Annotated in this window: 16 protein-coding genes; 14 read left to right on the top strand and 2 right to left on the bottom strand. The window is 45.2% G+C overall.

The window, feature by feature from the left end; translation table 11 throughout:
- Window positions 1-59: 59 nt before the first annotated feature.
- The 7 genes from BLQ81_RS13030 (at window position 60) to BLQ81_RS13000 (ending at window position 11930) form a co-directional block, all read left to right on the top strand.
- Entirely contained in the window at window positions 60-5177 is a 5118-nt protein-coding gene (locus BLQ81_RS13030) for a PAS domain S-box protein (RefSeq protein ID WP_092730694.1), read from the top strand.
- Between the two features lie 8 nt (window positions 5178-5185).
- The gene (locus BLQ81_RS13025) at window positions 5186-5608 is read left to right on the top strand and encodes a response regulator (RefSeq protein WP_092730692.1); all 423 of its coding nucleotides are present in this window, start codon (window positions 5186-5188) and stop codon (window positions 5606-5608) included.
- Window positions 5609-5724: 116 nt separating this feature from the next.
- Complete coding sequence (locus BLQ81_RS13020) at window positions 5725-7188, top strand: potassium/proton antiporter (RefSeq protein WP_092730690.1); 1464 nt, start codon at window positions 5725-5727, stop codon at window positions 7186-7188.
- A gap of 712 nt (window positions 7189-7900) precedes the next feature.
- Window positions 7901-9328 (top strand): circularly permuted type 2 ATP-grasp protein, encoded by a 1428-nt coding sequence (locus BLQ81_RS13015; protein ID WP_092730688.1) that lies wholly within the window; start codon window positions 7901-7903, stop codon window positions 9326-9328.
- A gap of 11 nt (window positions 9329-9339) precedes the next feature.
- Window positions 9340-10320 carry an alpha-E domain-containing protein gene (locus BLQ81_RS13010; RefSeq protein ID WP_092730686.1) on the top strand — a complete coding sequence of 327 codons (981 nt, stop codon included), beginning with the start codon at window positions 9340-9342 and terminating at the stop codon, window positions 10318-10320.
- Entirely contained in the window at window positions 10317-11060 is a 744-nt protein-coding gene (locus tag BLQ81_RS13005) for a peptidase (protein WP_092730684.1), read from the top strand. The genes BLQ81_RS13010 and BLQ81_RS13005 overlap by 4 nt, the downstream gene beginning before the upstream one ends.
- A 3-nt stretch (window positions 11061-11063) precedes the next feature.
- Window positions 11064-11930, top strand: coding sequence for a transglutaminase family protein (locus BLQ81_RS13000; RefSeq protein ID WP_092730682.1), 867 nt, complete (start codon window positions 11064-11066; stop codon window positions 11928-11930).
- Window positions 11931-12065: 135 nt separating this feature from the next.
- Here the strand turns inward: BLQ81_RS13000 and BLQ81_RS12995 are convergent, their stop codons facing one another.
- Window positions 12066-12842 (bottom strand): DUF6503 family protein, encoded by a 777-nt coding sequence (locus BLQ81_RS12995; RefSeq protein WP_092730680.1) that lies wholly within the window; start codon window positions 12840-12842, stop codon window positions 12066-12068.
- A gap of 213 nt (window positions 12843-13055) precedes the next feature.
- Here BLQ81_RS12995 and BLQ81_RS12990 point away from each other — a divergent pair, with 213 nt between their 5' ends.
- From BLQ81_RS12990 to BLQ81_RS12955, 7 genes are all read left to right on the top strand, one after another.
- The gene (locus BLQ81_RS12990) at window positions 13056-14273 is read left to right on the top strand and encodes a PepSY-associated TM helix domain-containing protein (RefSeq protein ID WP_092730678.1); all 1218 of its coding nucleotides are present in this window, start codon (window positions 13056-13058) and stop codon (window positions 14271-14273) included.
- Window positions 14274-14714: 441 nt separating this feature from the next.
- Complete coding sequence (locus BLQ81_RS12980; RefSeq protein ID WP_092730674.1) at window positions 14715-15812, top strand: glycoside hydrolase family 130 protein; 1098 nt, start codon at window positions 14715-14717, stop codon at window positions 15810-15812.
- A 79-nt stretch (window positions 15813-15891) separates the two neighbouring features.
- Window positions 15892-16560 carry a response regulator transcription factor gene (locus BLQ81_RS12975; RefSeq protein WP_092730672.1) on the top strand — a complete coding sequence of 223 codons (669 nt, stop codon included), beginning with the start codon at window positions 15892-15894 and terminating at the stop codon, window positions 16558-16560.
- Window positions 16557-17936: a sensor histidine kinase gene (locus BLQ81_RS12970; protein ID WP_092730670.1), complete on the top strand. Its 1380-nt coding sequence runs from the start codon at window positions 16557-16559 to the stop codon at window positions 17934-17936. Before BLQ81_RS12975 ends, BLQ81_RS12970 begins: the two co-directional genes overlap by 4 nt.
- A gap of 72 nt (window positions 17937-18008) precedes the next feature.
- Window positions 18009-22331, top strand: a complete 4323-nt coding sequence (locus BLQ81_RS12965) for a CusA/CzcA family heavy metal efflux RND transporter (RefSeq protein WP_092730668.1) — start codon at window positions 18009-18011, stop codon at window positions 22329-22331.
- The gene (locus tag BLQ81_RS12960) at window positions 22331-23488 is read left to right on the top strand and encodes an efflux RND transporter periplasmic adaptor subunit (protein WP_092730666.1); all 1158 of its coding nucleotides are present in this window, start codon (window positions 22331-22333) and stop codon (window positions 23486-23488) included. The genes BLQ81_RS12965 and BLQ81_RS12960 overlap by 1 nt, the downstream gene beginning before the upstream one ends.
- A gap of 435 nt (window positions 23489-23923) precedes the next feature.
- Complete coding sequence (locus BLQ81_RS12955) at window positions 23924-25033, top strand: sulfatase-like hydrolase/transferase (RefSeq protein WP_245693261.1); 1110 nt, start codon at window positions 23924-23926, stop codon at window positions 25031-25033.
- A 318-nt stretch (window positions 25034-25351) separates the two neighbouring features.
- Here BLQ81_RS12955 and BLQ81_RS12945 read toward each other — a convergent pair whose 3' ends face one another.
- A complete protein-coding gene (locus tag BLQ81_RS12945; RefSeq protein ID WP_092730662.1) occupies window positions 25352-25699 on the bottom strand; it encodes a single-stranded DNA-binding protein in 348 nt (115 codons plus the stop codon).
- Window positions 25700-25935: the final 236 nt, after the last annotated feature.

Genomic DNA, 25935 nt, shown 5'->3' with positions numbered 1-25935 from the left:
AATTCCTAACAAAAATTCACATTGGTTTACTATTAACCTAGTCCGGAGAATTTTAAGGAATGAAAAAAGGTATAAAAGGACCATCAGGTAATCCGTCTGATGGAGTGCCTGTGTCATTTTCTAAAAGTGACACTAAACAATTTGTGTATTTCTCAGTCAGGGAAGATTTTCGAATTGAATTTATTTCTCCCGAAAACCGCCTAAAAATTTCCGAAATATTGGGTTGGGATCTCCAGTCCGGCACTTTCCTGCCCGATTTACTCAGTGGTGAGGCAAAGGATTTTTTTGTTGAACAAGTACGATTGGGATATCTAAATCAATGCGTTTCATTTCGGATTTCGCTTCCCGGCAATAAAGGGAAGTTAACCGAATGTGAAGTGCTGATAATCCCTTCTCAGGGGATCGGCGGAAATGCCACCCGGCTCGTATTGACCATCCAAATGGAGGAAGAATCAAAAGAGGTGGACCGAAGCTTTTTAAGTGGAGGGGAAAAACGGTTTGAAAAGTTGATCAGTGAGGGAGTAGAAATGATTGCCGTCCTCAATCCCGTGGGCGAATTTATTTTTACAAGTAATTCACACCAGTCAATTTTGGGATTTGATCCTCAGGAGCTCCATGGGATAAATGCTTTTACACTAATCCACCCCGAGGATTTGTCCGGGCTTTATGCTGAATTTGAACGCCTTTTGAGTCAAAAGAAAGTCATTTCCCAGCCTTACCGGATTAGGAGAAAGGACGGGGAATTCCTCTGGCTAAAATCAGTGGGGACTAACCTGATCGAAGACCCCGAAATAAAGGGGATAGTTGTAAACAGTACTGAAATTTCAGAGCTGATCACTGCTGAGCGGGAATTGAAGGCATCAGAGCTGAAGTACAAATACATTTTTGAAAATAACCCGGTCCCAATGTATGTGTGGGATATGGATACGACCCAAATCCTTGCCGTCAATGAACGATTTGAGCGACTCTATGGCTATACCAAAGCGAAATTGCTCACAATGACAGTCTTTGATATCCGGCCCAAAGAAGACCACGACAGCCTGCTTGCTCTGGCAAAGGACGATGAAAAGTTTTCCAATATAGGAAAGGGAGCTTATAGAGGCATTTCCAAACACATCAAGAAATCAGGAGAACTGATGGATGTGGAGGTCAATGCCCAAGCCATAGTCTATGAGGGTAAAAGAGCTTCTTTGGTACTGATACAGGATGTTACTCAAAAAATCCTCAGCGATAGCCTGGATGCTTTAGAAATTGAACTGGTGGAAAGTGCCATCTATGCTGATGCCGATCTGGTAAGCCTGCTGGAGACGTACCTGAGGGGTTATGAAAATGCCGTCAAAGGAATCAAAACTTCCCTTTTAAAAGTAGAGGAAGGAAGGGTATTCAATTTGGCAACGCCCGGTATTGGATCAGACTTTATTGATTTGATAGATGGGGCAGAAATCGGGCCTGAGGAAGGGGCATGCGGATCGGCTGCCTTTACCGGAAAACGGGTTTTTTCAGCAGATATTTCAACAGATCCAAAATGGGAAAAGTTTAAGGATTCAGCGTTTATCCAGGGATTCAAATCCTGTATTTCTTTTCCTGTTTTCAATTCGGAGAAAGAAGTCATCGCCACCTTTGCGATCTATTTCCTGGAAAAATGGGAGGAAAAACCCGAAGAACTGGAACGCTATCAGAAAGCGGCCTCGGTATTCAGCCTGATTTTGGAAAATCATATAAAAAAGGAAGAGCTTAAGCTCAGCAATGAGCGGTATGAATATGTAAATCTTGCCACCAAAGATGCGTTGTATGATTGGGACATACTCAAAGACCAACTGTTCTGGGGAAAAAGCTACGAAAGGCTACTGGGACAATATGTAATTCCCAATGGATCTGAGGTCAATAATTGGGAGAAGCTGATTCACCCTGAATACCGAACCCGCGTTTTGGAAATACTGCAAGAAAATCTGGTCAATCCTGAAAATGAAAAGTTTCACGTAGAATACCAAATTCGGAAAAACGATGGCACCTACCTACACGTGGTAGACCGTGCAGTTTTCATCAGAGATACAACAGGCAAAGCTGTCCGGATGATTGGGGCATTGTCTGATGTGACCCGGCAGCGATTGGAGGAGTCCCGGTTGAAACTTTTGGAAAGTGTGGTGACCTATGCCAATGATGCAGTTATGATCACTGAAGCAGAGCCAATTTCTTTACCAGGCCCGAGAATCGTCTATGTCAATGAGGCCTTCACCCGAATGACAGGCTATGCTGAGGAGGAGGTTTTGGGTAAATCTCCCCGGATCCTACAAGGGCCTAACTCCGATAAAAAAGAATTGAAACGGCTTAGGGAAGCCATGGAAAACTGGCAATCCTGTGAAATCACCACCATCAATTACAAGAAAAACGGAGAAGAATTTTGGACCAATTTTTCCATCAGTCCGGTGGCCGACTCCAAGGGTTGGTTTACCCATTGGATCTCCATTCAACGGGAGGTTTCATCCCAGAAAATCGAGGAACAGAAAAAAGAATTGCTTGCCCAAGTCATTCAGGCATTTGGAGAGGAAAGGCGCTTTAATTTTGCTTTGGATAGAAGCTTGGAAAAACTCGTAAAGTTCAAGGTACTTGATGCCGGTGAAATTTGGCTGGTCAACTCAGAGAAGACGAAGCTAAATCTTATTTCGAGGTATGCGCTTTCAGATGCAGGGTCCAGATTTTTTTCGATGGTGGACATGAAACTGAGCTTTAGAATAGGAGAGGGGCTACCCGGTCAGATTTGGGAAAGAAATGATATTCTGTCTTTTGATGATTTAACAGAAGCCAACGAATTCACAAGAAAGCAGGCAATGCTGTCTTTGGGTATGAACGGTGCTTTTGGATTCCCATTACAATTCAGCGGTCAAGTCATAGGAGTAGCTTTGTTTACTACTCAAAACAAAAGTGGGTATGTGAATTCCTTATTGAAGGTATTCAGTTCTCTGAGTCAGGTACTCGGCGCAGAGATTTATCGCAAAAAGGTTGAAGACGAACTGTCTCAGATCTTTGATACGGCGCAGGACATTATTTGTATTTTGGGATTTGACGGAAAGTTTAAAAAAATCAACCGGGGAGCAAGCTGCCTCTTGGGCTATTCCGAGGACGAATTTCTTTCAAAAAGCTTTATGGAATTTGTGCATCCCGAAGATTGGGACGATACTGAAAATATTTTTGATAGCTTATGTCAGGGCCAAAACTCCATAGATTTTATCAACAGGATGATTTCCAAAAGTGGGGATTCAGTTTGGCTGGATTGGAACTGTACGGTAGTGGTGGAGGAGGAGTTGATCTATTCCGTAGCCAAGGATATCTCTGAAGAAAAAGAACTTCAAGCTCTTCTGAATAGTGCCAACAAGATGGCAAAGATCGGTTTTTGGGAAGTGGATATGGCAAGTGGTATGCAATATTGGAGTCCAGTCACTAAGGAAATCCATGAAGTACCCGATGATTTTGTCGCAGATGTGGAAATAGGGATCAGCTTTTATGCCCCTGAAGCTAAACCTATAATCATCGAGTCTTTTAACAGATGTATTCAGACAGGAGAACCCTACGATCATGAGTTGCAAATTATAACTGCGAAACAAAGAAAAATATGGATTAGAACCCAGGGGCAGGCAGAATTCCGGGATGGAGGTTGCATAAGAGTTTATGGTTCTTTTCAGGATATATCCGATCTGAAAAATACCCAGATGCATCTCAAAGAAGCCCTGCATGAAAAGGATCAAATCCTCGAAAGTATCGGGGATGGATTCTTTTCCCTCGATAAAAACTGGGTAGTGACCTATTGGAATCATGCCGCAGAAATACTCCTGCAAAAACCGAAGGATCAAGCTATAGGAAGGAGCATCAGGAATGTCCTCTCTAAAGCTATCGCAGCCAGATCTTTGCGGAGCTTCAAAGAAGCAATTGACAAAAACAATCCACTGGTCTATGAGGAGTTCTTTTCCGAGTTGGGAACTTGGTTTGAAATCAGTGTTTTCCCCTCACAAATAGGGATATCGGTTTACTTCAAAGATATCAACCTCCGTAAGACTACAGAAGAACTGATCCGTCAATCCAATGAGCGCTTTGAGAAAGTTGCAGAGGCCACGCATGAAGCGATATGGGATTGGGATGTTAAGGGGGATAATATTTATTGGGGTCCAGGGTATAAAACGCTCTTTGGCTTGGTTCCCAATGAGTCAGGGAACACCTATCAGGATTGGGCTAGGCAAGTCCATGAAGATGATTTTGAATCAGTGGAGCATCAATTCAAATTGGCATTGGAGGATAAGGGGATTTCCAATTTTCAAAATGAATACCGCTTCAAAAGGTCGGATGGGTCGTATGCTTTCGTAGCGGATCGTTCAGTCATTATACGGGATAAATCCGGTATTCCTACTAAGGTGGTAGGCGCTATTCAGGACATCACCGATCAAAAAATGTATGAATCCTCCCTGAAAGGCCTCAATGAAATGCTGGAAACCAAGGCCCGCGAATTGGCAAATTCCAATGCGGAATTAGAACAGTTTGCCTATGTGGCCTCCCATGACCTTCTGGAACCACTGCGGATGGTGACCAGTTTTCTGACACAATTGGAATTGAAATATGGTGAACAGCTGGATGAACGTGCAAAGAAGTATATCTACTTTGCCGTAGACGGCGCCAAGAGAATGCGACAGATTATCCTGGATTTATTGGAGTTTTCCAGAGTAGGAAGATTCGAGGAGGATTTGGAAAAAATTGATTTGAATGAACTGCTTGCAGAGGTCTGCAATCTTCAGTCGAATCGGATCAAAGAAAAAAGTGCGGTAGTGTTATACTCCGATATGCCTGTAATAAAGGGATGCCGAACTCCGATGATTCAGGTCTTTCAAAACCTTATCAGTAATGCCTTAAAATACAGCAAAGAATCTCCTTCCCCTGTCGTGAACATAACATGCAGAGAATTAGCGGAATACTGGGAGTTCTCAGTTCAGGATAATGGCATAGGTATGGAACCAGATCATTTTGATAAGATTTTTGTGATCTTCCAGCGATTGCATACCAAAGATAAATATTCGGGAAGTGGGATTGGACTGGCTATTGTGAAGAAAATAATAGAAAACAATGGCGGCAAGATTTGGGTTGATTCCGAATTGGGAACTGGGACGACCTTCTATTTTACGCTCAAAAAATAGCATGTATCATGAAGAAATTTCAAATTCTATTAGTAGAGGACAACGAGGGAGATATCTTGCTGACTACTGAAGCACTTGAAACAATGCAAATAGCCAAGGAAATCAGCGTGGCCAAAACCGGTAATGAAGCCATAGACTACATGACTCAGTCCGGTGATTACGCTGAAATCGACCTTCCTGATTTGGTCTTATTGGATATCAACTTACCAATCAAAAACGGTTTTGAGGTATTGTCTGCCATCAGAGCTCATGAAAAATCCAAACATATTCCGGTCATCATATTGACCACTTCCTCCTCAATTCCGGATCAAAGTGCATCTAATCACCTCAAAGCCAATCTGTTTATCACCAAGCCGACAGACATGGATGCCTATGAGCATATGGTAAGAGAGATTGAAAAATTCTGGCTGGATTTCAATCGTGACAGATAATTGAAAATTGTCCATTGATTTTTTTCCAACCCCGCCCGGAACCAATTTCGCTTCTATTTTCTTAACTTCTTGAATTCTACTTTTATTCGTAGGACTATAATTCCCCTATCTTTTTTATGCAAATCACTACTGAAAACATCCTTTTAGTTGGCTCATTACTTTTGATCTTAAGTATAATAGCCAGTAAAACAGCAGGCAAAGCAGGCATTCCTGTTCTGCTGCTCTTTCTGGGCGTGGGGATGGTGGCAGGTACTGACGGGATCGGTAAGATTGCCTTTGATGACCCCGGTGCTGCACAGTTTTTGGGGATTTTGGCTTTGACCTATATCCTTTTTTCCGGGGGCTTGGATACCAAATGGCAAGCGATCAGACCTGTATTTAAACCCGGATTACTCCTCAGTACTGTTGGCGTTTTGCTGACAGCCGTTTCCGTAGGCCTTTTTGCAAGTTGGTTTGCCGATTTGAGTTGGAAAGAAGGCCTCCTCCTCGGTGCAATCGTCTCTTCAACAGATGCTGCGGCGGTATTTTCCATTCTGCGGAGCAAAAGTATCGGACTCAAAGGCAACCTCAGGCCACTACTGGAATTCGAATCGGGAAGTAACGATCCCATGGCATTTTTCTTGACAATAGGGATGACCTCCTGGCTAAGCGTGGAGGGTTTCAGCCCGGTAGACCTGGTCCCGATGTTTTTTAAGCAGATGATTTTCGGGGCCGCCGTGGGGATTTTGTTGGGAAATGGCATCGTCCTTCTTATCAATAAAATCAACCTGGAATATGAAGGACTCTATCCGGTATTGATGTTGGGGCTGGTTGTCTTGGTGTATGCGGTGACGGATTTGATTGGCGGTAATGGATTTCTGGCGGTCTACCTGTCTGCCATCACAATGAATCAAAGCAGTATGCTGCACCATAAAAGTCTGATCAAGTTTTTTGACGGGATAGCTTGGCTGATGCAGATTGTGATGTTCATCGCCCTGGGATTATTGGTTTACCCTTCCCAGGTTTGGCCGGTGATTGGTTTGGGCTTTGTGATTGCGATGTTTTTAATTTTGGTGGCTCGCCCACTTGGGGTTTGGGCTTCCTTGTCTTTTTTCAACTTCTCCAACCGGAAAAAAGCATTCGTCAGTTGGGTTGGATTGAGGGGGGCTGTCCCGATAGTTTTTGCCACTTTTCCCCTGATCGCAGGCCTGGAGAAAAGCAGCCTGATTTTCAATATCGTCTTTTTCATCGTCCTCACTTCGGTGGCCTTACAGGCCACAACCATCGCAAAAGTCGCCAAATGGCTTCATTTAGCCGTGCCGGCAGGATTGAAGCGCAGAAGTCTCTTGGATATTGAATTGTCTGAAGACTTTAAAAATGCACTGGTGGAAGTCAATCTGCCCGAAAATTCACTTATTGACGGGAAAAAAATACTGGAATTGAACTTCCCGAAAACCTCACTCATCGTTTTGGTTAACAGAAACAACAAATACATTACACCCAATGGTGCCACTGAGTTGAAATCCGGTGATAAATTGATGGTCATGATCAACTCCGGAGTGGAAGAACACATGGTGCGTCATGCCTTGGCGCTGGAATAAGTGATTTCTGAAGTTCTGACTCAGGGAAATCGCTTTTACCACTTTCGATTAAAATGATGTCACCTCCTGGAGTTATCTTACCTGATAAACACTTCTGTAGCTATATTCCTTTCATCCCCGCCAAGGCGGGCAGGCACTTCGGGATTTGAAAGCCAGTATGGCTGAAATTATTATAGAATAGATAGGGCATGCATGTAACAAAACCCCGCAAGGGGTGACATAGATTTTAAAAGCGATTTCTCTGAGTTCTGAATAGCAAACTTCGATTTTTGAAAATAAATCATTCTGTATATCCGCTTTCCTACCAGTAGCCAAATAAATTAAGTTTTGAAGTTCCAAAAAACGAGCCGTGGACAGTTGACTGTCGTCTGTGGACGATTATCCGCCATCTTCATACCTCATTTTTTCTTACTGGCAGAATTGCGGATAATCATGAAAATCATTCTGTATATCCGCTTTCCTACCAGTAGCCAAATAAATTAAGTTTTGAAGTTCCAAAAAACGAGCCGTGGACAGTTGACTGTTGTCTGTGGACGATTATCCGCAACTTCTAAAGCATATTTCTAAATTACCGGCAGGATTGCGGATAATCAGATAAATCATTACCTCGCCTGAAATGATAAAAAAATGAACTCAAAAATTGAATTTTGTTGATAAAATTTGATTTTAAGGTTTACTTTTTATCTTGTAGGGTGTTTTTAATTTACCAAATATGAAGACAGAAGGATATTCTTCCAGTGAACATTACGACGAAATGTTTACCCCGGATGGAAAAATCAGAGGGCATTACGAAGAGTTTTTTAGCTACCTGGACAAGGCTTCCTCCAAAAAAATGGGGCAACTCCAACACTCTGCCAACAAAGCTCAAAAGGCAATGGGCATGACCTTCAATGTCTACCACGATAATCAGGGCCTTGAAAAAATCCTTCATTTGGATATTATCCCTCGGATCATTCCCAATGCAGAATGGAAAAAGCTCGAAGCCGGATTGAGGCAGCGGATCTATGCACTCAATCTTTTTCTTCAGGATATCTACAACGATCAGAAAATCCTGAAAGATGGGATCGTGCCTGCCGAACTTATCCTCGGATCCAAAGACTACCTCAGGCCCTGCATCGGACTGACTCCACCCAAAGGAATCTGGTGTCACATCACCGGCACAGATCTCGTACGGGACAAAGACGGGGAATATTACATCCTGGAAGATAATCTCCGCTGTCCCTCCGGTGTTTCTTACATGCTCGAAAGCCGGGAAATCATCAAGCGTGCTTATCCACAGCTTTTCAATGATGAAGGCGTAATGCCGGTTTCTGATTATCCGACCAAACTGCTTCGGATGCTTCAGTTCCTGTCCAACAAATCAAAACCTGTAGTGGGCGTATTGACTCCGGGGATTTACAATTCGGCGTATTTTGAGCATTCTTACCTCGCCCTACAAATGGGTGTAGAGCTGGTCAACGGCGTAGATCTCATCGTCAAGGATAAAATCGTCTACATGCAAACCACCAAAGGCCTTCAGCAGATCGATGTGATTTACCGAAGAATCGACGATTCATTTCTTGATCCCCTGACTTTCAATCCCCACTCCATGCTTGGCGTTCCGGGGATTTTCGAAGCCTACAAAGCCGGAAATGTGGCGTTTGCCAATGCCCCCGGTACAGGAGTTGCCGACGACAAAGCGGTCTATGCCTATGTGCCCCGCATCATCAAATACTACCTGAATGAAGAGCCTATCCTCAACAACGTCCCAACTTACCTCTGTCGGGAAGAGCAGGATAGACAGTATGTCTTAGATCACATTGATCAATTGGTCGTGAAGGAAACAAATGCCGCCGGAGGATATGGCATGCTGATCGGACCAAAATCCACCAAGGAGGAACACAATAGATTTCGTGAATTGATCAAGGGAAATCCTACAAATTACATCGCTCAACCAACCTTGTCCCTCTCTACGGTCCCTTGCTTGACCGATGAGGGAATCCAAGGACGGCATGTGGATTTGAGGCCTTACATATTGTATGGAGATGAGATTGAAGTGATCCCCGGGGCACTCACTCGGGTGGCCCTGAAAAAAGGCTCGTTGGTAGTAAATAGCTCCCAGGGTGGAGGAAGTAAAGATACTTGGGTACTGTACAATTAATCTAAAAAACTATGCTAAGCAGAGTAGCAAGTCATATCTATTGGCTGGGAAGATACCTGGAAAGAGCCGAAAATTACGCCCGATTCATCGATGTTAATTTCAATCTGATGCAGGATCTTCCCATGGATCTGAAGGAGCAATGGGGTCCCTTGGTGGCTGCCACAGGAGATTTGGAGACTTACAAAAAAAAGTATGTCGGATTTGAGCGGCATCAGGTCATGTTTTTCTTGACATTCGATTCTGACAATCCCAATTCCATGCTTTCCGCAGTGACCAATGCTCGGGAAAACGCCCGAATTATCCGGGAAAATCTGAGTAAGGAGACTTGGGAAAAAGTCAACGAACTGTATTACATGATGCAGACGGGTTTGGAGAAGAGGGTTTGGAAAAAGGAAGACCCACGTCAGTTTTACGAGCAAGTCAAAAATCAAATTCTTTTGCTTTATGGATTAGCCGATTCAACTGTAGCCCGCACCGAAGGATGGTACTTCAGGCAACTCGGTCAGCTTTTGGAGCGCGCGGATAAAACTTCCCGAATCCTTGATGTAAAGTACCATATTCTGCTTCCATCTGTTTACGAAGTCGGTTCGCCTATGGATTTTCTTCACTGGATGGCTTTGCTCAAATCAGTGACTGGATTTAATACGTATCGGAGACTGTATGGAACAATAGACCCTGCCGGAATTGTCGAATTTATGGTCCTTAATAAGTATTTTCCTCGCTCCATCTATTATTGCATAAAGGAAGCTGAGCGCTGTCTTCACTGTATTTCAGGCAATGCCACAGATGGGTTTAATAACTCTGCCGAAAAAGCAATGGGCGAAATGCGCTCCCGTATGGAGTACTCTGAGGTCGCTGAAGTAATTTCTGGCGGACTTCATGAATATTTAGATACAGTTCAGCTAAAAATCAACCATATTTCCGACCTCATTGACATCAATTATTTTCGGGTTAAAGAAAATAATGTCTCTCAATCTCAATCGCAAGCATGACCTTCTGTCTGGGGATTAAAACCAAAAATGGCCTTGTAGGCCTTTCTGATACCCGAATTACCTCCGGTAGTGAAACCACTACCTCCAAAAAAGTTTTCACTGTCAACAAGCGAAAACACACCTTCTTTATCATGACTTCCGGGCTGAGGTCTGTCCGAGATAAAGCAATTACCTATTTCTCTGAAGTGATTGACCGAAAAGACGATTCCTTTACCAAACTCTATCAGGCGGTCAATGAATTTGGAAATCAGGTGAAAATCGTGGCAAAGGAAGACAAAACCTTCCTGGAGGAAGCTGGCTTCAATTTTAATTTGTTTTCGATCATCGGAGGGCAGTTGGAGGAAGATTCCGAACCCAAATTGTATTTGCTCTATCCCCAAGGGAATTGGATAGAAATAAGATCAGGTACCCCCTTTGTCATCATCGGAAATACGGGATTTGGAAACCCGGTTCTCAAACGATCCCTTCATTACAACGATTCCCTCGAGTATGCCTTGAAGTGTGCCTTCCTTGCCTTTGATGCCACACGAATCTCTGCCAATGATGTCGACTTCCCAATTGATACAGTGATTCTGAGGAATGATGAATATTTTATTAAAGAAAAGCGGTTTGAGCAAAAGGAGCTGGAGCATATCTCCACTTTTTGGAACAATCGTCTAAAAAATGCAATTGCCGAACTTCCTTCTGAGGCACTTAGCAGGGCATTTGAGGATTTAGATCTTGTTCCCAGAGAGGGTTAGGTAATGCTCGTCCAAGTCACACATCTCTCAAGATATGATTATAGTTCCGAGGTAATTCTTGGGATGCACAAGTTCTATTTGATCCCGCAGCATCGGCCATACTTTAGAATCGAACATCAAAAGTTTACGATCTTTCCTGAGCCCGACGGTCAAAACTACCGTCAGGATCTTGCGGGTAACTGGTACAAACTTGCCTGGTTTTCAGTTCCGACAGACTCTTTGGAAGTTACAGGAGAATGGATATTTAAATTACATCCCTTTAACCCTTTCGGGTTTATCATTGACCAAAATTTTGAAGAAATGGGCTGGAACAATCCCTTTTTCCAATTCAGCTATGAGGAAAGAACCGCTTTTCTCATTCCTTTTTTGTCGGACAAATCAGAAAATCAATTCTCGGATTTTCTTCAGCATATCAAGAAAAAATCCAATGGGCTCGTTGATTTCCTAGTCAATCTGACTCAGGATATTTACCTCAATTGGAAACACGAGGTTCGTCACGAACAAAATATATGGGATGCGGATTTTACATTCTCTGAGAAAAGCGGTTCATGCCGGGACCTTTCGCTCATGGAAATGGAAATGCTTCGGGACTTGGGTCTCGCCACCCGATTTGTCAGCGGATACGCCTTCAACCCCGATTTGGATGAGGGTCATGAACTGCATGCCTGGATGGAAGTGTTCCTTCCCGGTGCCGGTTGGATTGGATTAGACCCAAGCTTGGGTTTGTTCACTGACCATCGCTACATTCCCTTAGCCTGTCATCCCGATCCTTCACGGACCTTGCCGGTACAGGGTACGTTCGGGGGCTTCTCAGATTCCGATTTGAAAACCTTCGTGGATATGAAGCTGCTCAATAAAGGGAAGCAATAGCGCAATTTTCAATGATCAATGACCAATGATCAAGATTTTGTCAATAGCTGATAGTTAATGGGCTGAAGCATTTTTTTACAAGCACTATGACCAACTACTAACCACTAACTATTAACCACTAACCACTAACCACCTTTAATTCGCCGCTACGGCATTTTTTTCAGGCATGGCAAAAAGCGCTGCATCCATGGCTTTTTCCACCAAAAAGACATCCGAAAATGTCACCTGATAGCTAAGGCGTTTGGTTGAGTCATTCTCAAACTGGTAACCTGTCATGATTCTCGGGAAAATCAATCCACCTGCATCCCGGTAGTCCTCGTATTTGAGGGCATTCAGCTTTGTGTTATTCTTGTCAAAAAAGGTGACAGAATAGAGTACCCAAGCCAGTTTGCCTGTTTCGGGATCCACTAGCATAAAATAGACGTCATTGGGACTGCTGCCCACATTCTCCTCAAAACTCACCTCAAAAGCTTCATAGGAAATCCCATTGACAAGCTTGTTTTCAGTCTTTTTGACGCTTACTCCCGGATCGGTGAAGATGTATGGGATGGAAAAGAAATAGAAGTACAGGTTATGGTAAAAGCGAACTGAATTCCCCTGAAAGGCTTGCCGATTTGGGCTGATCCACACTTTTTCTCCATCATTTCCCATTTGCCATGCATCAGCGTCAATCCGCACTTTTCGATCCGGCAGGCTGATGTAGTGGTTCTCCCAAGCCAGATTCGTTTCGTGAACCATCGCATAAGAAAACCCTTTGGCATTGACCCACTTGCTCCAGTCACCATGGGCATCCAATAATTTCTTGAAATCTTCCGGCTGATCTAGCCTTGGATCAGGTGTGGTGTCTTTTTGCTCGCAGGAGAAAGTGAATAACAAGGCTATAATTACCAGAGAGAAAGAAATTGTGCGCATTGCTGAGTCTAAATTTTCGGAAGATAAGCACAAGTAGGTTTTTTTCGAAGTAAAGTATTTATAGGCTTAGTAAATTCTTCGTCATCAGGACTACTACTCGTAAGCATATTTGTTTTTCAGGGCATTTGCAGATAATCAATTATTTTTCTTAGATCAATTCTAAATAATTAAAACTCTTCTTTAGATTTGTTCCAAATTAAAAATATACGCGTTATGTGGCAGCCGATCCGCAAGTTTTTAAATGATATCCATCTCTATGCAGGCCTCACCTGTGGCCTGATCGTAATTGCAGTTTGTCTCAGTGGCACGATCTACGTGTACAATACCGAAATCCGCGAAACGGCAGATTCTGAGCGGTATTTTGTAGAGTCGGTAGGTGAAAGGAAATCGCTGGATGAATTGAAAACTCAAGTTGAAGGGGAGCTAAAAGGTGTAGTAGTAAGCGTCAATGTTTTCCAATCAGAGGATCGTACGGTTCAGTTTGGAGTGAAAACACCAGAGACTGAAAAGCCAAACACATACTTTGTTAATCCATATTCCGGAGAAATTCTCGCAAATAACATCGAGAAAACCGGAACTGAGGAATTTATGGGCTACATGTTCTCCCTGCACCGTTGGTTGCTGTTGGACAAAATCGAAGAACCCATCCTGGAATCCAAGACCAACATGGAGTTGGGGAGGTTTATCAACGGAGTCGCTACCTTACTTTTCCTGTTAGGCGTGATTACAGGGCTGTTTATCTGGTTTCCTCAGAAAGTGAAAAACTGGAAACAGGGGCTGAAAATCAAATGGTCAGGCAACTGGAAGCGTATCAATCACGACCTGCACAATACCCTTGCATTTTATTCCATTTTGGCCCTTTTTATCATGGCGGTGACAGGCCCTTTTTGGTCCTATCAATGGTATAAGGAAGGTTGGCAGAAAACTTGGGACATCTATCAGGCACCCGCGCAGAACGGCAACCAAAGCATGGGAACTGCCGAAAAGCCTGCTGAAGTCTTGCCTTTGGAAATGCCGGCATTCTCGCTCGACGGGGTTCTTGCCTTGGGAAATTCCAGATTGAATTACAATGGAAATCTTAGAATTACGCTTCCAAATAAGCCGGGAGAAAATATCTCGATCAGTAAGTCACGCACAGGCTTTTTCGCGAAAGCAGGAGCAGATCAGTTGACCGTAGAGCCCGGTAATCTTGAAGTGAAGGAAGCGAAATTGTTTTCGGATTTGACTGTCAGACAACAAATCGGCAGATCGGTTAAGTCCCTGCATACCGGAGAAATCTTCGGGCAATTCACCAAGTTCCTTTGGTTTGTGGCATGTCTGATTGCTACTTCATTGCCGATCACCGGAACCTTGATTTGGTGGAATAAGCACAAGAAAAAGAAACACGCTAAAGCAAAAAAGTCAGCCCTGCCAAAGGCTGAATTGGCATAAATAAAAGGTTCACTTTTCCAAAAATGGCTCCTGGGTTTCCCGGGAGCCTTTTTTTTGGATCAGCCTAGCGCAAGTCTTTCAGACTTGTGCTAAATCAAATGCAGTCTTCAGACTGCCTAAGTGGATTTCCAGATTTCCCTGCAGAGAGAGATTTGTAAGACTTTTTCACTTTAGGGATTTGGTGATTTTTGTTTTCCCGCAGATCCCCACAGAAAAAGACACAGATAATCACAGATCTGTTTTACTGGCTGATAAAAAAAAGCTTTAGCTTTTCTCTGTGCTCTCAGAAAAGGTTGAAAAAAGAATTTGGGTATGCAGTTCTTTTTAAGTTTAGTAGAAGCCAAATAAATCTCTCTTTTTTCTCTGTGGTAAAAAAAATATCTCAGAGATGTTCGATACAAAAAAGCCTTTGGCTTTTCCTCGAAGCGGTTATCTTGCAGCATGCGAAAATTTCACCTGATTCTTGCCTTTCTGATTTCTCTCCCTGCATTGGCCCAAGAAAAACCCTGGATGCTCGGCCCATTCCAGAGACCGGAAAACGCCCAACCCATCATTGCCCCAATTTCAGACACGGAATTCAAAGATCCCATGACCGGCAAAACCGTCAAATGGGAATCTATGGCCACCTTTAACCCCGCAGCTATCGTCCGAAACGCAGAGGTGCATGTAATCTATCGTGCAGAGGAAAAACTCGGTGAAAAGGAAATCGGCGGCCACACTTCCCGACTCGGAATGGCTACTTCATCCGATGGATTTCGCTTCAAGCGGGAAAAAGTACCCTTCTTCTATCCTCAAACTGATTCTCAAAAGGAATTTGAGTGGACGGGAGGAACGGAAGACCCCCGGATCGTGGAGACAGAAGAAGGCCTATACGTGCTGACCTATACCCAATGGAACAGGGATGTGCCAAGACTTGCCGTGGCTACTTCCAGGGATTTGAAAAACTGGGAAAAGCATGGCCCGATTTTCAAAGAATGGAAAGAAGGTAAATACCATAACGTCGAGTCAAAATCCGGGGCCATCGTCACCGAACTGAAAAACGGCAAACTCCTCGCCGCCAAAATCGACGGAAAATACTGGATGTATTATGGTGTGCCTCACATCTGGCTGGCCACATCAGATGACCTCGTGAATTGGGTTCCTCTGGAAAACCATGAAGGAAACCGTGTCCCCGTACTCAGTCCAAGGCCTGGTTTTTTTGATTCCTGGCTCGTGGAGGCAGGGCCGCCCCCGCTGCTCACCAAAGACGGCATCGTGGTACTCTACAATGCCGGCAACTCCCGGCAAGTGGGAGTGAAAAACCTTGGAAATAGAGTCTATACCGGCGGGCAGGCGCTTTTTGACGCTGCCGAACCCTGGAAGCTTTTGGATCGTGTGACGGATCCGTTTATTCAACCCGAATTGCCTTTTGAAAAGTCAGGTCAATACCCCGAGGGAACTACCTTCTTGGAGGGCTTGGTGTATTTTCAGGGGAAGTGGCTCCTATACTATGGTACCGCTGACAGCATGGTGGGCGTGGTCAGTGCGCCTGCCAAATAAAACTTAAGTGAATCTTAAGCAAGCAATACACTGACTTTCAGCTGAATTTCTAAATTTTGCTTTTTCAATACCTTTACTCATGCGCATCCTGATAGTTGAAGACGAAGCCGGAATTTCCAATTTCCTAAAGCAGGGATTGGAGGAGGAGGCTTTTGCCGTTGATGTAGCCGATAATGGAAAGGCAGGATTGGAACTTGCCCTCTCCGGAAATTACGATTTGCTCCTCCTGGATTGGATGCTGCCCGGAATCAGCGGAATCGAGCTTACCCGTCAGTTTCGCAAAGATTTCCCCCAAACCCCAATTATTTTTCTCACAGCAAAGGACACCCTCGATGAGACGGTTTTCGGGCTGCAATCCGGAGCCAATGATTACATCAAAAAGCCATTCTACTTTGAGGAATTGCTGGTGCGAATCCGTGTGCAACTGAGAGGAAAAACGGATTTGGAAGAAAAATTGACTCTTGGACCGATCACCATTTTTCCTGACCGACACCTAGTCATGAATGAAGATCTGGTAATCCCGCTCACACAAAAGGAATTTGCCCTCCTGGAGTATCTGGTACGAAATAAAAACAAGGTATGCCGACGCACGCGGATCATCGAAAGCGTGTGGGACATCCACTTCGAATACAACACCGGGGTGATTGATGTTTTCATCAACTCGCTTCGCAAAAAATTGAACTTACATATCGAGGAAGATTACATTCAGACGATCCGGGGAGTGGGCTATATGGCGAAGGAATTATGATCTCATCCTACAAAGAACGGATCGCAAGCCGACTCACCTTGGTCACCTCAATGATTATTTTGGTGGTTTTTGGGGTGATTTACTTCGTGGCCAATCTTACGGTGATCGATACGATTGACCGGGAACTCGGCCTGGAAACAGACAAGCACAAGGGGCAGATTTTTTTGGTAAACGGGGAGATCCGTTTCCTTCACATGGATGAGTGGGAGGAAATGGAACACAGCCAAATTCAGCTCAATCCCATTTTCATCGAAATCGTGGACCTAAATGGAAAATCCATGGACAGGTCCCCAAATCTCCGCGAAAACCACCTGAGCTTTTCCCCCGAAAAATCCGCCAAAAAGGAAGCCTGGACGCTCAGACTGGGCGCAAGTGAAGTCAGACAAATGCAGATTCCGCTTATTACAGCGGGAAAACAGGAAGGATACCTCCTGGTAGCCAAATCCTTTGACGATTCCAGGGAGCTGCTTAACAATCTCCGGAATGTGCTCCTGATCCTTTATCCGGGCATTCTGCTTTCGCTGTTTTTGACCATGCGATACCTGGCAGGAAAAAGTATTGAACCCATACAGCAGATCATCCGCAAAACCAATCAAATCACACAAAGTAACCTCAACGAACGGATTCCCCTGGCCGAAGCCAATGATGAAATCGGCCAACTCACCCGATCCATAAATGAACTCCTCGAGCGTTTGGAAGCCTCGCTAAATCGGGAAAAACAATTCACCTCAGATGCCTCCCATGAGTTGAGGACGCCCCTGTCGGTGCTTCGAGGCACTCTGGAAGTGTTGATCCGCAAGCCGAGAACTGCTGAGGAATATGTCGAAAAAATCAAAACTTCCCTTTCGAGCATCGACCGGATGTCCGCCACGATCGACCAACTGCTGGCTTTGGCGAGAGAAGAAAAAGGGAAAAACCTGGTGAAGGAGGAGCTCGAACTGATCACTTTTCTGGAAGAAATAGTCGACGAAACAGCCTCGGAGCAAAATCGAAAAATCACCTTTCAGTCCCAGTCAGGGATTCCGATCTACCTCAAAGCAAACGAAAAATCCCTTCAGCTGATTCTGGGCAACTTGCTTCAAAATGCCATCAAATATTCTATGCCCGAAACTGAAATTTTTGTCAAAACGGGACTGAATGTGGGGACTCCCTACATCGAGATTTGCGACTCGGGCTCCGGGATTTCAAAGGAATATTTGGAGAAAATTTTTGACCCCTTTTTCAGGGAAAAAGAAGCCGTGGATCAATTGATCCCGGGGACAGGACTCGGTCTGGCGATCGTAAAAAAACTTTCACAAGAATCAGGGATAAAGGTTTCTGTAAGCAGTGAAAAGGGCAAGGGAAGTACCTTTCGATTGGATTTTCCGAATTCTTAAGGAAATCTTAAGAAAGCCCTAAGCTTGAATAAAGGCTGTTAAAGGATCTTTGAGCCAAAATCCTGCACCTTCATGCTAGACCGAATTATTCAGTGGAGTATCGCGCATAAGCTCATCATTTTTATTTTCATTGCCATTTGGTTGGGATTCGGGATTTACTCCTTAGTCAATCTGCCGATCGGTGCAGTGCCTGACGTCACCAACAACCAAGTCCAGGTCATCACCACCTCCCGAAATCTCGCCACCGAGGATGTTGAAAAATACCTGACCTACCCCGTCGAACTGGAGATGGCCAACCTACCCGGTGTCTTGGAAATCCGCTCCGTTTCAAAATTCGGACTTTCGGTAGTGACCATCGTTTTCGAAGAAAGCATGGGTACCTATCTCCCAAGACAGCTGATTTCTGAGCGCTTGATCATGGCTCAGGAGCGGATACCTCAGGGATTCGGCACTCCTTTTATGGGACCCATTTCTACAGGTTTGGGGGAAATCTACCAATACATCATTGATGTCAAACCCGGCTATGAGGATAAATATTCCATCACAGATCTCCGCACCATTCAGGATTGGGTCGTCAGAAGGCAACTTGCAGGAATCCAGGGAGTGGTGGAAATCAACACATGGGGAGGCTTTCTCAAACAATACGAGGTAGCCATCAACCCCGATCGCCTCAAGGGGATGAATATCAACTTGGCCGCAGTATATGATGTGCTGAGTAAAAACAACTCCGTAGCAGGTGGCAGCTACATCGAAAAAACCAACGAAAGCTTTTTCATCCGGGGTGAAGGTCTCGTCACCAGCCTGGAAGACATTGGAAATATCGTGGTAGAAGTCCGAAATGGAGCTCCGATTTACATCAGGGACATTGCCGAAGTCCGCTTCGGACATGCCAACCGCTTCGGTGCAATCACCGCCAATGGCGAAGGTGAAAAAGTCCTCGGTCAGGTCATGATGCTCAAAGGGGCAGATGGAAAAGGAACCATCGACCGGGTAAAGGAACGTATTGCCGAAATGCAAAACACCCTGCCCGAGGGCATCGTGATCAATGGCTTTTTGGACCGGTCCGAACTGATCGATCGTACCACCTTCACCATCGCCGAGAACCTGATTTTGGGTTGCCTCATCGTAGTTTTTGTGGTGGTATTGCTATTGGGTAATTTCCGCTCGGGCTTGGTGGTCGCTTCGGTGATTCCCCTGAGTTTGTTATTCGCACTTTCCATGATGTACATCTTTGGTGTCGATGCCAATCTTATGAGTTTGGGAGCTATTGACTTTGGAATTATCATCGATGGTGCCGTGATCATTGTGGAGTACATCGCCTTCCGATTTACCAGATCAACCGCGCTCTTTGAGGGACTATCCCGGGGCGAAAGACAAATCGAAAAGGATAAAATCGCATTTTCCGGAGCTTCCAAAATGATGCATTCGGCCATTTTTGGTCAGATCATCATCATCATCGTCTTCATCCCGATACTTTCGCTTTCTGGTGTGGAAGGCAAGATGTTTCGTCCTATGGCCGAAGTTTTCAGCTTCGCCTTGATCGGAGCGATGATTTTAGGATTAACCTATGTGCCTGTAGTTTCTTCAATTTTCCTGAAATCTGAAGCACCGGGACCTAGAAACGTGTCGGTTCTCCTGATCAATTTTCTGAACAGGATCTACGAACCCACCATCAATTGGGCCTTAAATCATTCAAAGGCTGTTCTTGCAGGAGCAGCGGCAATATTGCTTGGTGCCATTTTTCTTTTTTCCACCATGGGTTCTGAGTTTGTGCCGACTTTGGACGAGGGCGATTTTGTGATTCAGCCGGTGCTGAAAACTGGAACCACCCTCTCCAATACCGTGGAGACGGTGACCAAAATGGAGGAGATACTCGTGAAGTTCCCCGAAGTGAAGCAAGTCGTCACCCGTATCGGTGCCGCAGAAATACCCACTGACCCGATGTCTATGGAGGAAAGTGACGTGATCGTGACCTTACATCCCCCTTCCCAGTGGACGACTGTCGAGACCAAAGACCAATTGGCAGAGGAATTCAAAAAAGCCCTGGAAGCAATACCTGGTTTGGACTACGAGTTTACCCAACCCATCGAGATGCGATTCAATGAGCTGATCACCGGCGTACGGGCTGATTTGGCAATTAAAATTTTCGGCGAAGATCTCAATGTCCTCTTGAAAACCGCCACCGAAATTGAATCAGCAATCCAGGGAGTGGAAGGTGCAGCGGATATTATTCTGGAAAAAGTCGACGGACTGCCTCAGATGAAAATCGAATACGACCGCGCTAAAATCGCCAAGTTTGGACTCAATGTCGAAGACCTCAATCAGGTCGTGACCATGGGTTTTGCAGGATTGAGTGCCGGAACCGTATTCGAAGGGGAAAAGCAATTTGACCTCGTGATCCGATATGCAGAACCGTTCCGAAAGGATATTTTCAATCTGGAAAATGCCGCCATTCAGCTGCCCACCGGAGGAAGTGTGCCCCTCCACGAACTCGCGAAAATCTCCTACACCAAAGGCCCGGCAAAAATCTCCCGGGACAACACCCAACGTAGGGTGGTCATCGGTGTGAATGTGAGAAATCGGGACTTGCAATCTGTGGTGGATGACATTCAGGGTATCGTTTCCAAAATTAATATTCCGGAAGGCTATCGGGTAGATTATGGTGGCCAGTTTGAGAATCTGCAACAAGCCCGTTCCCGACTGTTGATCGCCGTTCCTGTTGCCCTGATTTTGATTTTCATTCTCCTGTATTTCGCATTTTCATCCACCAGAGATGCCTTTATGATTTACACGGCGATCCCTTTTTCGGCCATTGGCGGTATCCTCCTTCTTTGGCTGCGAGACATGCCTTTTAGCATCTCTGCAGGCGTGGGATTTATTGCACTTTTTGGAATCGCCGTGCTCAATGGCATCGTCATGATCGAACATTTCAAATCCATGAGAGATAAATTTACTTCCATCCGGGAATTGGTAATCCTGGGAGCAAAAGAACGCCTGCGTCCGGTATTGCTGACCGCCTCCGCCGCGGCATTGGGCTTTTTGCCCATGGCCGTCTCCGGTTCTGCCGGTGCTGAGGTACAGCGCCCCTTGGCTACAGTGGTCGTTGGAGGCCTGATCTCAGCCACCTTACTCACTCTGGTAGTGTTGCCGGTATTGTATGTGCTTTTCAACTCCAGGAAAGCAGGAGGGAGCAAAATTCCAAAAACCGCAGTCATGCTTTTGCTGCTCCTGACGGGATTGGCGGTGCCCGCTTTTTCACAAACCGAAGTCCAAACGCTTAGCCTCGAGCAGGCGCTTCAAATGGCTCAGCAACAGAATTTGGGCATCCAAGCTGCTCAAAAAGGCTTGGAATCTGCCGCGGCAAGAAGCAATTCGGCCTGGACTATTGGCAAAACACAGGTTTACCATGGATACGATAAAAATGACATTGCCGAAAACGGAGTTTACAACCGCGTGTGGGGAGTAAGGCAAAGCTTTGATTTCCCCTCACTCTATATGGCCCAGAAATCTGTCCTCCAGGCTGCGGAAATGCAGGAAGCGGCACAACTCCAACTGAGTGCCAGACTCCTCAAAAAGGAAGTTAGTCAGGCATTTGTCACCGCACAGTTTTGGCAGGGACTGGAGCAGCATTACCTGTTCTTGGATAGCCTCTATGGGGAATTTGCCAGAGCAGCCACCCGCAGACTCGAAACAGGTGAGTCCAATCTATTGGAAAAGCTTACGGCGGAAAGCAAGCAGCGGGAGATTGGGTTGAAAAAAACCGAGGCAATCCGAAATTTTGAAATTTCAAAAAACCTCCTCCGCCAACTTCTCAATATCGAAGGAGAAATCCAATTGTCCGGAGAAGCTGTCTCCTTCAACAGTCTTGCCGGGCTCGATAATCACCCGGCCCTTTTGCGCTATGAATATGCGATTCTTCAAGCCGAAAGTCAGGTAAAAGTGGACCGGAGAAGCTTGCTCCCCGACATGAATCTGGACATCTTCCGAGGTACCAATCCCGCTGCCGGTGCCATTGTCTATCCCGCTTTTCAGGCGGGAATCGGTATCCCCCTGTTTTTTGGATCCCAAAGCGCAAAAATTAAGGCCGGAATAGTTCGACAGGAACAAATCCTGCTGGAGTCACAGGCTTTTAAGCAAAAACTCGAAACCAACGCTGCAAAAATTCAATTGTCCCTGGCCCAAAACCAGCAAGTAATCCAATATTACGAATCGGAGGGAAATGTGCTCTCCACTCAACTGAGAGAGCAGGCAATCCGCTCCTTTAAAGAAGGGGAAATTGATTTCTTTCAATACGTCCAACTGATCGAAAACTCCCGGAATATCACCCTGCAGTACCTGCAGGCTAGATTGGACTACCAACTCAACCAATTAGAACTTATTTATCTCAATAACTGATGGAAGCATTTCGATCAAAATTTTACCCTTTCAGCATTTTGGCCTTGGCTTTAGCTTTGGCATCAAGTTGCGGAAATTCCGAAAATTCAACTGGAGAAGGCATTCAAGTGGCTGAAGCACCCGAAGGTGCCCGGGAGATTTTCCTCACCGAAGTTCAGTTCAACACCATGAAAATGGAGTGGGGGAGCCCGAAAAAGGAAAACTTCTCCACTGAAATCAATGTGCAGGGCACCGTCAAGGTTCCGGTCGAAGGCATGCAGGAAATTTCGGCCTACTTCGGAGGATACGTGAGTGACCTCAAACTGATCGAAGGACAACCAGTACGGAAAGGGGAGACCCTGTTTTATCTTGAAAACCCTGACTTCATTCGCTTGCAGCAGGATTATCTGGAGACCAGCAGTCAGCTGACTTATTTAAAAGCTGAATTTGAGCGCCAAAGAACACTCTCCGCAGAACAGATATCGGCACAGAAAAACTTCCTCAAGGCCGAGGCAGATTACCAAAGCTCCCTTGCAAAATGCCAGGGCTTGAAAAAGCAGCTAAGCCTGATCAATATCAACGCCGAGGACCTGACACCTGAAACTATCCGCTCCAAAGTCCCGGTTTACTCCCCCATCAAAGGCTTTGTGGAAGATGTGTTTGTGGTGCCGGGCCAGTTTCTTCCTGCCTCCGGCAAGGCGGTTTCATTGCTGAACAAGGATCATTTACACATCGAACTGATCCTCTTCGAAAAGGATGCCCCACAGATTCATATCGGTCAGAAAGTTGCATTCGCTATGCCTGACAATCCGGAACGGGAAATTATGGCCGAAATCCATGTCGTGGGTCAATCGGTAAATGCGCAGCGTCAGATCAACGTACATGCGGACTTGGAAGATGAAAAAGAAGGCCTTGGGCTTTTCCCGGGCATGTTTGTGCAGGCAAGGATACAGCTTGACCCAAAACAATCCTGGTCATTGCCTGAAGACGCCCTCGTGGAACTTGCCGGGGAGTATTACATTTTGCTGCAAAAGGAGAAAACCGACCTGGGCTACAAACTCGAGCGAATCAGGGTGATTCCCGGTGGAAAAAGTCGGGGAAATATTGCCATAGAAGCCCTCACCGCGCTGGACGAAAATTCAGTCATTCTGGTAAAAGGAGGATTTAATTTGCTTTGATCCATGCCGAGGTACAGAGCCGGCAGCTTGTTGGAACCGCACATCGAGCACAAAGCAATTTAATTCGACCTGTATGAATATGCTTCAGCCCATTCTTTACTGAATTGACAATCCCTGAATAGGAACGCGGCTTTAGCCCGTTCCCAAATTCAAGATGTTACAGCCAACCGGGCTTTAGCCCAATACTGAAAGAAGGAATTTTTATCTAAAGCCTATCAGCTTCAATAGAATCGATTAAACTCCCCCATCTAAAGATGGAAGGGATTCAATGTGGGAATTACACCAATAATTCCACATATTGAATTGGAATTCCCTGAATAGGAACCTAGCTTCAGCCTAATTGCAATACATTTTTTGAATAGGAACGCGGCTTTAGCCCGTTCCCAAATTCAATATGTTACTTCAACCGGGCTTTAGCCCAATAATTGAAAAATCATGCCCAATCAAAAAATGAAAATTTCCAATTTCCTTTTTCTGGCACTCTGCCTCTTGGCTTCCCAACCCGCCTTTTCCCAAAACAAAACCCACAAAACCGAAAACATCGTCCTCATCACCCTGGACGGACTCAGGTGGCAGGAGCTCTTCAAAGGTGCCGATTCTCTTTTCGTCGATGACACCGGAATGATCAAATCCATGGGCTCCCTTTTGGGGGACTTCTGGCATGAAGATCCCAAGCTTCGCCGCAAAATGCTTTTTCCATTCGTCTGGAACACAATCGCCACACAAGGACAGATCTACGGCAACAGGGCCCATGGAAATATGGTCAACAATCAAAACAAAATGTGGTTTTCCTACCCCGGATACAATGAGGTTTTGAGCGGATTTGCAGATGACGAGCGGATCAACTCCAACTCCAAAATCAACAACCCGAATGTGACTTTTTTGGAATATTTAAACCAAAAGCCGGAATATAAAGGCAAAGTAATGGCTTTTGGCAGTTGGGACGTGTTTCCATACATTGTCAATGAAGAGCGAAGCGGAATTCCGGTCAACGCAGGTTTCGATAAGGCGGAAGGAGCGGGCCTAACGGATGTCGAAAAGACCCTCAACCGACTTCAATCAGAAATCCGTGGACCTTGGGGCGGGGTTCGATTGGATCCATTCACGCATCACTTTGCCATGGAAGCAATGAAAAAATACAAGCCGCGCGTGACCTACATCGCCTACGGTGAAACAGACGACTGGGCCCACGACAACGAATATGACCAATACCTCTGGTCGGCACGGCAGACCGATGCCTACATCAGGGAAATCTGGGAATACATCCAGTCAGATCCTCAGTACAAGGACAAAACTACCATGATCATCACCACAGACCATGGCCGCGGCACCAACAAATCCTCCTGGAAAAGCCACGGTTCCAGCATACCGGATGCAGGAGAAATTTGGATGATGGCCATCGGGCCCGATACACCGGCTACCGGCGAAATGAAAACCCAAGGACAATGGCAATCAGCAATGATCGCCCGCACCATTTTCCAATTGCTGGGAATGGATTATCCCGATGCAAAGGCTGCCCCGGCTATTAAGGAGATGGTTCGGTAGTTGTTTTTTTTGTGGAAAGTAAAATGTAAGTAGTATGTGATGAGTAGTTTAGAGCACCCTCACAACCTACTGTTTACCATTTACAATTCCACAAGGATTTCAATCCTACTTCCCCTTTTAGTAATAATTTCCCGCAGATTTGCACAGAAAAGAGCACCGATTTTCGCAGATTTTCAGGAACTCAAATTCGGTATTAATGTGGAGATGAACCTCCTTTAAAGAATTCAAATTTTTTGCTTTTGGTAACAGGGTAAGTCGTGAGGAATAAGCTACACCCTCACAACTTACCACTTACTTTTTACAGATCCACCAAGGATCTCAGTCCTCCTTCCCTTTCTTACCCATTAGAATAAAGTCGCTGACTACGATCTCGGCCATGTAGCGCTTTTCACCATTCTTGTCGGTGTAGCTGCGGTTGGTGAGTTTACCTTCAATACCGACTTCCGAACCCTTGTCTGTGTACTTGGAAAGTGTCTCTGCAGGCTTGCCCCAGATGACCAAATTATGCCAAGTAGTTTCGATGATTTTTTCACCTTTTTGATTTTTGTAGGTTTCGTTGGTCGCCATGGTGACGTGGCCTACGACTTTGCCGGACTCGAGGGTTTTCAATTCTACTTTGGCACCCAGGTTACCGATGAGCTGAACTTTGTTTCTTAGCGTGTTCATGATTTTAAAATATTAAGAGTGAAATATTTGATTAACAATTTCCGCTAGAGGATAACTGATGGTCCAAAGTTTGGGGGCAGCGAAAAAAGTAGTCGTTAGCTAGTCGTTTGTATTCGATTGTAGTCGTCTGTTGTCGGGTAAAGCGGGTTTTTGGGGTGCAATGGGCTTTTTTAAGTGGTGGGGAATTGGTAGGTTAGTGAAGATGTTTTGACCGGTTTACGATATGGAATTATGAA

The organism is Algoriphagus alkaliphilus, from assembly GCF_900103735.1.
Classification (GTDB): Bacteria; Bacteroidota; Bacteroidia; order Cytophagales; family Cyclobacteriaceae; genus Algoriphagus; species Algoriphagus alkaliphilus.
Note: the sequence above shows the minus strand (reverse complement) of the source record. Positions and strands in the feature narration are given on the sequence as shown.

Bases quoted from the DNA above. Each gene is read 5' to 3' on its own strand.
- BLQ81_RS13030 (WP_092730694.1), top strand. From the start codon at position 60: ATGAAAAAAGGTATAAAAGGACCATCAGGTAATCCGTCTGATGGAGTG.
- BLQ81_RS13025 (WP_092730692.1), top strand. From the start codon at position 5,186: ATGAAGAAATTTCAAATTCTATTAGTAGAGGACAACGAGGGAGATATC.
- BLQ81_RS13020 (WP_092730690.1), top strand. From the start codon at position 5,725: ATGCAAATCACTACTGAAAACATCCTTTTAGTTGGCTCATTACTTTTG.
- BLQ81_RS13015 (WP_092730688.1), top strand. From the start codon at position 7,901: ATGAAGACAGAAGGATATTCTTCCAGTGAACATTACGACGAAATGTTT.
- BLQ81_RS13010 (WP_092730686.1), top strand. From the start codon at position 9,340: ATGCTAAGCAGAGTAGCAAGTCATATCTATTGGCTGGGAAGATACCTG.
- BLQ81_RS13005 (WP_092730684.1), top strand. From the start codon at position 10,317: ATGACCTTCTGTCTGGGGATTAAAACCAAAAATGGCCTTGTAGGCCTT.
- BLQ81_RS13000 (WP_092730682.1), top strand. From the start codon at position 11,064: ATGCTCGTCCAAGTCACACATCTCTCAAGATATGATTATAGTTCCGAG.
- BLQ81_RS12995 (WP_092730680.1), bottom strand. From the start codon at position 12,842: ATGCGCACAATTTCTTTCTCTCTGGTAATTATAGCCTTGTTATTCACT.
- BLQ81_RS12990 (WP_092730678.1), top strand. From the start codon at position 13,056: ATGTGGCAGCCGATCCGCAAGTTTTTAAATGATATCCATCTCTATGCA.
- BLQ81_RS12980 (WP_092730674.1), top strand. From the start codon at position 14,715: ATGCGAAAATTTCACCTGATTCTTGCCTTTCTGATTTCTCTCCCTGCA.
- BLQ81_RS12975 (WP_092730672.1), top strand. From the start codon at position 15,892: ATGCGCATCCTGATAGTTGAAGACGAAGCCGGAATTTCCAATTTCCTA.
- BLQ81_RS12970 (WP_092730670.1), top strand. From the start codon at position 16,557: ATGATCTCATCCTACAAAGAACGGATCGCAAGCCGACTCACCTTGGTC.
- BLQ81_RS12965 (WP_092730668.1), top strand. From the start codon at position 18,009: ATGCTAGACCGAATTATTCAGTGGAGTATCGCGCATAAGCTCATCATT.
- BLQ81_RS12960 (WP_092730666.1), top strand. From the start codon at position 22,331: ATGGAAGCATTTCGATCAAAATTTTACCCTTTCAGCATTTTGGCCTTG.
- BLQ81_RS12955 (WP_245693261.1), top strand. From the start codon at position 23,924: ATGCCCAATCAAAAAATGAAAATTTCCAATTTCCTTTTTCTGGCACTC.
- BLQ81_RS12945 (WP_092730662.1), bottom strand. From the start codon at position 25,699: ATGAACACGCTAAGAAACAAAGTTCAGCTCATCGGTAACCTGGGTGCC.